The following is a 6,324-nucleotide window of genomic DNA, read 5'->3' on the forward strand; positions in this document are numbered from 1 at the left end:
TCTGCAAACCGACCACGACCGCCAGCGTGACCATGGCGGTCAGTGAAGCCTCGATGGCGGCGACGGGCATGCCGAGCGTGCGGGCGTACTCGGCGTCGAAGGTCACCAGCTTGGCCTGTTTCCAGAACGCGGCCAGAAGCGATAGCGTGGCCAGCGTGATCGCCCCCATCACCCATAGATCCGAGCGCAGCGTCGCCGCCGCCTGGCCGAACAGGAAGGCCTCGAGCCCGCCCTGGGCGGCGTTGCGGGTGCCCTGAATGTAGGTGAGCAGCACGATGCCGACGGCGAAGAAGAGGCTCAGGCAGATGCCCAGCCCGGCGTCGGTTTTCAGCCGGCTCTTACGCGTGAGCAGCAGCATCAAAAGTGCGGCCAGCGTGCCGGTGACCAGCGAGCCGAGGATGATGCCACCCAGATCGCGGCTGCCGGTGATGATGAAGCTCAGACATATGCCGGGGAGTGCGGCGTGGGAAATGGCGTCGCCCAAAAGGCTCTGGCGGCGCAGCACCGCAAAGCAGCCCAGCGGCCCGCTGATCAGGCCCAGGAGTGCGGCGCCGATCACCACGTTCTGGAAGGTGTAGTCCGATAGAAGCTCGAGCCAGGCCATGGCGTCACGTCACCTTCGAGGCGGGAAACATCAGCGAGTCGTGATCGCCGAGCAGGGCGATCTGGCCGCCGTAGGCCTGGCGCAGGTGGTCGATCTTGAACACCTCTTTTGCGTTACCAGCTGCAATGACCCGCACGTTGAGAAGCAGCAGCCAGTCGAAGTAAGTGCTCACCGTCTGCAGGTCGTGGTGGACCACGATCACGGTCTTGCCCTGGTCGCGCAGGCGGCGCAGGATGTCGATGATCGCCCGCTCGGTGGTGGCATCCACCCCGGCCATGGGCTCGTCGAGAAAGTAGACGTCCGCCTGCTGGACCAGGGCGCGTGCCAGAAACACCCGCTGCTGCTGGCCGCCGGAGAGCTGGCTGATCTGGCGCTCGGCGAAGTCGGTCATGCCGACCATCGCAAGCGCCTCCAGGGCCTCGCGGCGCTCGCGGCGTCCCGGGCGGCGGAACCAGCCAAGGCGCCCGTAGAGGCCCATCATTACCACGTCGAGCGCCGTGGTGGGAAAGTCCCAGTCCACGCTCGAGCGCTGGGGCACGTAGCCCACCCGCTTGCGCTGGGCGGCGTAGGGCTTGCCGTGTACTTTCACGTCGCCGGAGAGCGACGGCACCAGCCCCAAAAGGCTCTTGATCAGCGTGCTCTTGCCCGCCCCGTTGGGCCCGACGATGCCTGCCATGACGCCGGCGGGAATATCGAGCTCGATATCCCACAGCACGGGCTGGTTGTGGTAGCTCACGGTCAGGTTCTTGATACTGAGTGCCGGCTCAGCGTTACCGGTCGTTGTCATCGAACAGTGCCTTTGATCGTCAGGGTTCGAGCTGCCATTCGCTGGCCCAGCCCTCGAGCGCGTCCGGCAGGGGGGCGAGGGTACCGCCCAGCGCCTCGACGATGTGCTCGGTATTGCGGTAGAGCATGCCCATGTAGGTGCCATCGACGGTGTCCTCGTCGCCCATGGCATCCGAATAGAGCTCGCCGCCGACCACCACCTCGTGGCCCTGCTGGGCCGCCGCATCGATCACCGCCTGGATGGTGCGCGGGTTGATGGTGCTCTCGACGAACACTGCCGGCACGTTGCGCTCCACCACACTATTGGCCATGTTGCGGATATCGGCAATGCCGGTTTCGGTGGCGGTGCTGATGCCCTGGATGCCTTCGACGTCGATATCGTAGGCGCGGCCGAAGTAGCTGAAGGCGTCGTGGGCGGTGACCAGCACGCGCTGCTCGTCGGGAATGCTGGCGATGCTCTCTCTGATCCACTCGTGCAGCGCGAGAAGTTCTGCTTCGTAGCGCTCGGCGTTGGCCTCGATGGTCGCGGCGCACGCCGGGCGCGCTTCAATCAGGGTGTCGCGCAAGGTCGGCACGGTTTGCGCCCAGAGCGAGACGTCCATCCACAGGTGCGGGTCGACCCCATAAGTGCCCTGAGAGGCGATCAACGCCTCCTCCTCGATCGACGCGGGGGCGACGGCGAGCGTCGGCGTGCGCCTGGCGAAGTTCTCCAGCACCGAGCCGAGCTGGCCCTCGAGCGCGTAGCCCGAGTAGAGGATCTGCTCGGCGCCGCGCAGCAGGGCGACGTCACTGGCGCTGGCCTGATAGAGGTGCGGGTCGACCCCCGGGCCCATCATCGCTTCCACCGCGACGCACTCGCCGCCGACGTTTCGGGCCACGTCGGCGATCATGCCGATGGTGGTCACCACCTCGAGCGGCGGCTCGTCGGCCAGCGCCGTCGAACCCAGCGGCAGAAGGGCGAGAGCGGCAACGGTGCGTTTCGTGTTGAGCATGACCAGACCCCCGATGAGCGGTAAGACGGAGATTGCCGAACGCCAGTTTTGGCATCCAGCAAGAAGTATAGCCTTTGCTAAGTTTCTTGTTAACCGGGTGCGCTGTCAAGCCGCGGCATGATCGATCGAGATAAGCGTCGAAAGCATCTTTTTGGTGCACTGGCGGGTAGTGATGCCATCGATTGGTGCATCTTTTTGGCTTTCGCACCTGGGTCGACGGCATTTGATGCATACCGGATTCGTTTTTCACCATTTTGGCGCATTACTTGCATTGATCGGGTAACGAGTTCCTTTATCAGAAGCGATCACTACATGATGCACCGCGAAAATTTCGCGCCGGTGGTGGCGTCGGGCCACCGTTTCGACGAGCAGCGCCGCTGGGTGGCGCGGCTCGCGCTGCGCTTCGCTCGGCGCGATCAGGCCACGCGCATGGTGCAGGCCCGCCACCAGGGTCCGCTTCGCGTGCAGCGCCCGTTCTACCCGGAAGGCCGCTTTGATGCCTGCCATGTCTACCTGCTGCACCCGCCCGGGGGGCTGGTCAGCGGCGATGCGCTGGAGATCTCCGCCCACGTGGAGAAGGGCGCCCACGCGCTTCTGACCACGCCCGCTGCCAACAAGCTCTACAAGGCGGATAGCCAGGGCGTGGCCTGGCGCCAGTGCACCGACCTCACCGTGGAGGACGGCGCGGTGCTCGAATGGCTGCCCCAGGAGACCATCGCCTTCGATGGCTCGAAGGGCGAGCAGCGCACCCATATCGCGCTTCACGGTAGCGCCAAGTGCCTTGGCTGGGAGGTGATGGCGCTGGGCCGCCCGGCAAGCCAACTTCCGTTCGTCACCGGGCGCATCGAGCAGCACTTTCGCCTGACACTGGATGGCAAACCCCTGTGGCTCGAGCGCCAGCCGCTCGACCCGCTGCACCCGCGCTTTGCCGGCCGCTGGGGCCAGGGCGGGGCCACGGTACAGGCCACGCTCTGGGCGGTCGGGCTCGAGGAGAGCGGCGCCGCCATCGAAGCGCTGCGCGAGGCACTTCCGGCCAGCCCGCACTGGGCGGTCACCGCGCGTCATGGCGTGCTGCTGCTGCGCTATCTGGGCGGCTCGCGCTCTGATGCCTGGACGCTTTGCGAGCAGGCCTGGCGGCTTCTGCGCCCGCGCCTGATCGGCCGCGAAGCGCACACGCCGCGCATCTGGCTCACCTGACCCATCACCGATTTTCAAGAGGACGACGCCATGGAACTGACCCCGAGAGACAAGGACAAGCTGCTGCTGTTCTCCGCCGCCCAGCTCGCCGAGCGCCGAAAGGCGCGCGGGTTGAAGCTCAACTACCCGGAAGCGGTGGCGCTGATCAGCTTCGAGATCATGGAGGGCGCCCGCGACGGCAAGAGCGTGGCGGAGCTCATGAGCTTCGGCCGCGAGATACTCGGCCGTGACGACGTGATGGAAGGCGTGGCCGAGATGGTCGACGAGGTGCAGGTCGAGGCGACCTTTCCCGATGGCACGAAGCTCGTGACCGTTCATACGCCCATCAACTAGCCATTGACAGGAGAGCGCCATGATTCCCGGCGAGTACCAGTTGAAAAACGGCGAGATCGAGCTCTGCGCCGGCCGCGAGCGGATCACCGTCGAGGTCGCCAACACCGGCGACCGGCCCATCCAGCTCGGCTCCCACTACCACTTCGCCGAGGCCAACCCGGCGCTCGTGTTCGACCGCGACAGGACCCGCGGCTTTCGCCTCGACGTGGCGGCAGGCACCGCGATCCGCTTCGAACCGGGCCAGACCCGCGAGGTCACGCTGATCCCGTTCGTCGGCAAGCGTGAAATCTACGGTTTTCGCGGCGACGTGATGGGGCCGCTCGACGACGCCAGAGGAGACGCGCAATGACCACCAACAGGATCAGCCGCCAGGCCTACGCCGACATGTACGGCCCCACCGTGGGCGACCGGGTGCGCCTGGGCGACACCGAGCTCTGGATCGAAGTCGAGCGTGACGCCACCCACTACGGCGACGAGGTGAAGTTCGGCGGCGGCAAGGTGATTCGCGACGGCCAGGGCCAGAGCCAGCGCGTGGATGACGCGGTGATTGATACCGTCATCACCAACGCGCTGATTCTCGACTGGTGGGGCATCGTCAAGGCGGACGTCGGCCTGAAGGCCGGGCGCATCGCGGCGATCGGCAAGGCGGGCAACCCAGACACCCAGCCGGACGTCGGCATCGTCATCGGCCCGGGCACCGAGATCATCGCCGGCGAGGGCAAGATCCTCACCGCTGGCGGCATCGACGCCCATATTCACTTCATCTGCCCGCAGCAGGTGGAAGAGGCGCTGATGAGCGGCGTGACCACCATGCTCGGCGGCGGCACCGGCCCCGCCACCGGCTCGAATGCCACCACCTGCACGCCGGGGCCCTGGCACCTGGGCAAGATGCTCCAGGCGGTGGATACGCTTCCCATGAACATCGGCCTGCTCGGCAAGGGCAACGCCAGCCTCCCTGAAGGGCTCGAGGCGCAGATCGAGGCCGGTGCCATGGGGCTCAAGCTGCACGAAGATTGGGGCACCACGCCCGCCTCGATCGACACCTGCCTGAGCGTGGCAGAGAAGTACGATGTCCAGATCGCGATCCACACCGACACGCTCAACGAGTCCGGCTTCGTCGAGGATACGCTGGCGGCGTTCAAGGAGCGCGGTATCCACACCTATCATACCGAAGGGGCAGGCGGCGGCCACGCGCCGGACATCATCACCGCCTGTTCGCTGGAGTACGTGCTGCCGTCCTCCACCAACCCGACGCGCCCCTACACGGTCAACACCATCGACGAGCACCTGGACATGCTGATGGTGTGCCACCACCTGGACCCGAACATCCCCGAAGACGTGGCCTTCGCCGACTCGCGCATTCGCCGCGAGACGATCGCCGCCGAGGACATCCTGCACGATCTCGGCGTGATCTCGATGATCGCCTCGGACTCCCAGGCCATGGGCCGGGTGGGCGAAGTGATCTGCCGCACCTGGCAGACCGCGCACAAGATGAAGCTTCAGCGCGGCCTCCTGCCGGAAGATCAGGCGCTGGGGGCGGACAATTTTCGCGCCAGGCGCTACATCGCCAAGTACACCATCAACCCGGCGATCACCCACGGCATTGCCCACGAGGTGGGCTCCATCGAGGTGGGCAAGCTCGCCGATCTGGTGCTGTGGAAGCCGGCGTTCTTCGGCGTGAAGCCCTCGCTTATTCTGAAAGGCGGCATGATCGCCGGAGCACCCATGGGCGACCCCAACGCCTCGATCCCGACGCCCCAGCCGGTGCACTACCGCCCGATGTTCGGCGCCTTCGGCCGCGCGGCGAGCCTGACCCGGCTGAGCTTCGTAAGCCAAGCGGCGATCGACGCCGGGATCAAGGAGCGTCTGGGGCTGCAAAGCACGCTGTCGGCGTGCAAGAACGTGCGCGGGGTGCGCAAGAAGGACATGCTGCTCAACGATGCCTGCCCGGAGCTGACCGTGGGCCCGCAGACCTACGAAGTGCGCTGCGACGGCGAGCTTCTGACCTGCGAGCCCGCCACGGAGCTTCCGCTGGCGCAGCGGTATCATCTGTTTTGATCAAGGCGGCGTTTAGCGAGATGTGGCGGGGGCAGGCCGTAGAGAGGGTCTTTTGCCAGGGATGGCAAAAGTAGCGTACAGGGAGGTATTCACAGCGCCCTCTCGTAGGCCTGCCCCCGACACGGCCACAAAGCTGTGCAAGGATAAAAGTCATGCTGAAACTGATAGAACGCTTGGGTCCGATCGGCGAAAGCGCCGCCAGCGATACCCTGACGCTGCCCTTCGAGCTGCGCATTCGCGGGCGGCTGAAGGCCGAAAGCGACACCGGCCAGGCCCTGGGGCTGTTTCTCGACCGCGGCCCGGTGCTGCGCGACGGCGACGGCCTGAAAGCCGAGGATGGCCGCGTGGTGCGGG

At 66.1% G+C, this 6,324-nt stretch carries 8 protein-coding genes; 5 read left to right on the top strand and 3 right to left on the bottom strand.

Features of this window, described 5'->3' with window-relative positions:
- From BIS11_RS08800 to BIS11_RS08810, 3 genes are all read right to left on the bottom strand, one after another.
- A partial coding sequence (locus tag BIS11_RS08800; protein WP_253585937.1) for a metal ABC transporter permease occupies window positions 1-604 on the bottom strand: 604 nt, incomplete at its 3' end.
- A gap of 4 nt (window positions 605-608) precedes the next feature.
- The gene (locus tag BIS11_RS08805; protein ID WP_253422490.1) at window positions 609-1,391 is read right to left on the bottom strand and encodes a metal ABC transporter ATP-binding protein; all 783 of its coding nucleotides are present in this window, start codon (window positions 1,389-1,391) and stop codon (window positions 609-611) included.
- Window positions 1,392-1,410: 19 nt separating this feature from the next.
- Window positions 1,411-2,382 (bottom strand): zinc ABC transporter substrate-binding protein, encoded by a 972-nt coding sequence (locus BIS11_RS08810; protein WP_253422488.1) that lies wholly within the window; start codon window positions 2,380-2,382, stop codon window positions 1,411-1,413.
- A 312-nt stretch (window positions 2,383-2,694) separates the two neighbouring features.
- On the opposite strand from BIS11_RS08810, the gene BIS11_RS08815 reads away from it, so the two are divergent.
- The 5 genes from BIS11_RS08815 to BIS11_RS08835 form a co-directional block, all read left to right on the top strand.
- On the top strand, window positions 2,695-3,579 hold the full coding sequence (locus tag BIS11_RS08815) for an urease accessory protein UreD (protein ID WP_253422485.1): 885 nt from the start codon (window positions 2,695-2,697) through the stop codon (window positions 3,577-3,579).
- A 30-nt stretch (window positions 3,580-3,609) separates the two neighbouring features.
- Window positions 3,610-3,912 carry an urease subunit gamma gene (gene ureA / locus BIS11_RS08820; protein WP_227389924.1) on the top strand — a complete coding sequence of 101 codons (303 nt, stop codon included), beginning with the start codon at window positions 3,610-3,612 and terminating at the stop codon, window positions 3,910-3,912.
- 19 nt (window positions 3,913-3,931) lie between these two features.
- On the top strand, window positions 3,932-4,261 hold the full coding sequence (locus tag BIS11_RS08825) for an urease subunit beta (RefSeq protein ID WP_253422483.1): 330 nt from the start codon (window positions 3,932-3,934) through the stop codon (window positions 4,259-4,261).
- Window positions 4,258-5,970, top strand: a complete 1,713-nt coding sequence (gene ureC, locus BIS11_RS08830) for an urease subunit alpha (protein ID WP_253422475.1) — start codon at window positions 4,258-4,260, stop codon at window positions 5,968-5,970. The genes BIS11_RS08825 and ureC overlap by 4 nt, the downstream gene beginning before the upstream one ends.
- A 152-nt stretch (window positions 5,971-6,122) precedes the next feature.
- Window positions 6,123-6,324: urease accessory protein UreE (locus BIS11_RS08835; RefSeq protein WP_367399202.1), on the top strand; the 202-nt coding region annotated here is incomplete at its 3' end.

The organism is Halomonas sp. 707D4, from assembly GCF_024158685.1.
In the GTDB taxonomy this organism is placed as follows: Bacteria; Pseudomonadota; Gammaproteobacteria; order Pseudomonadales; family Halomonadaceae; genus Vreelandella.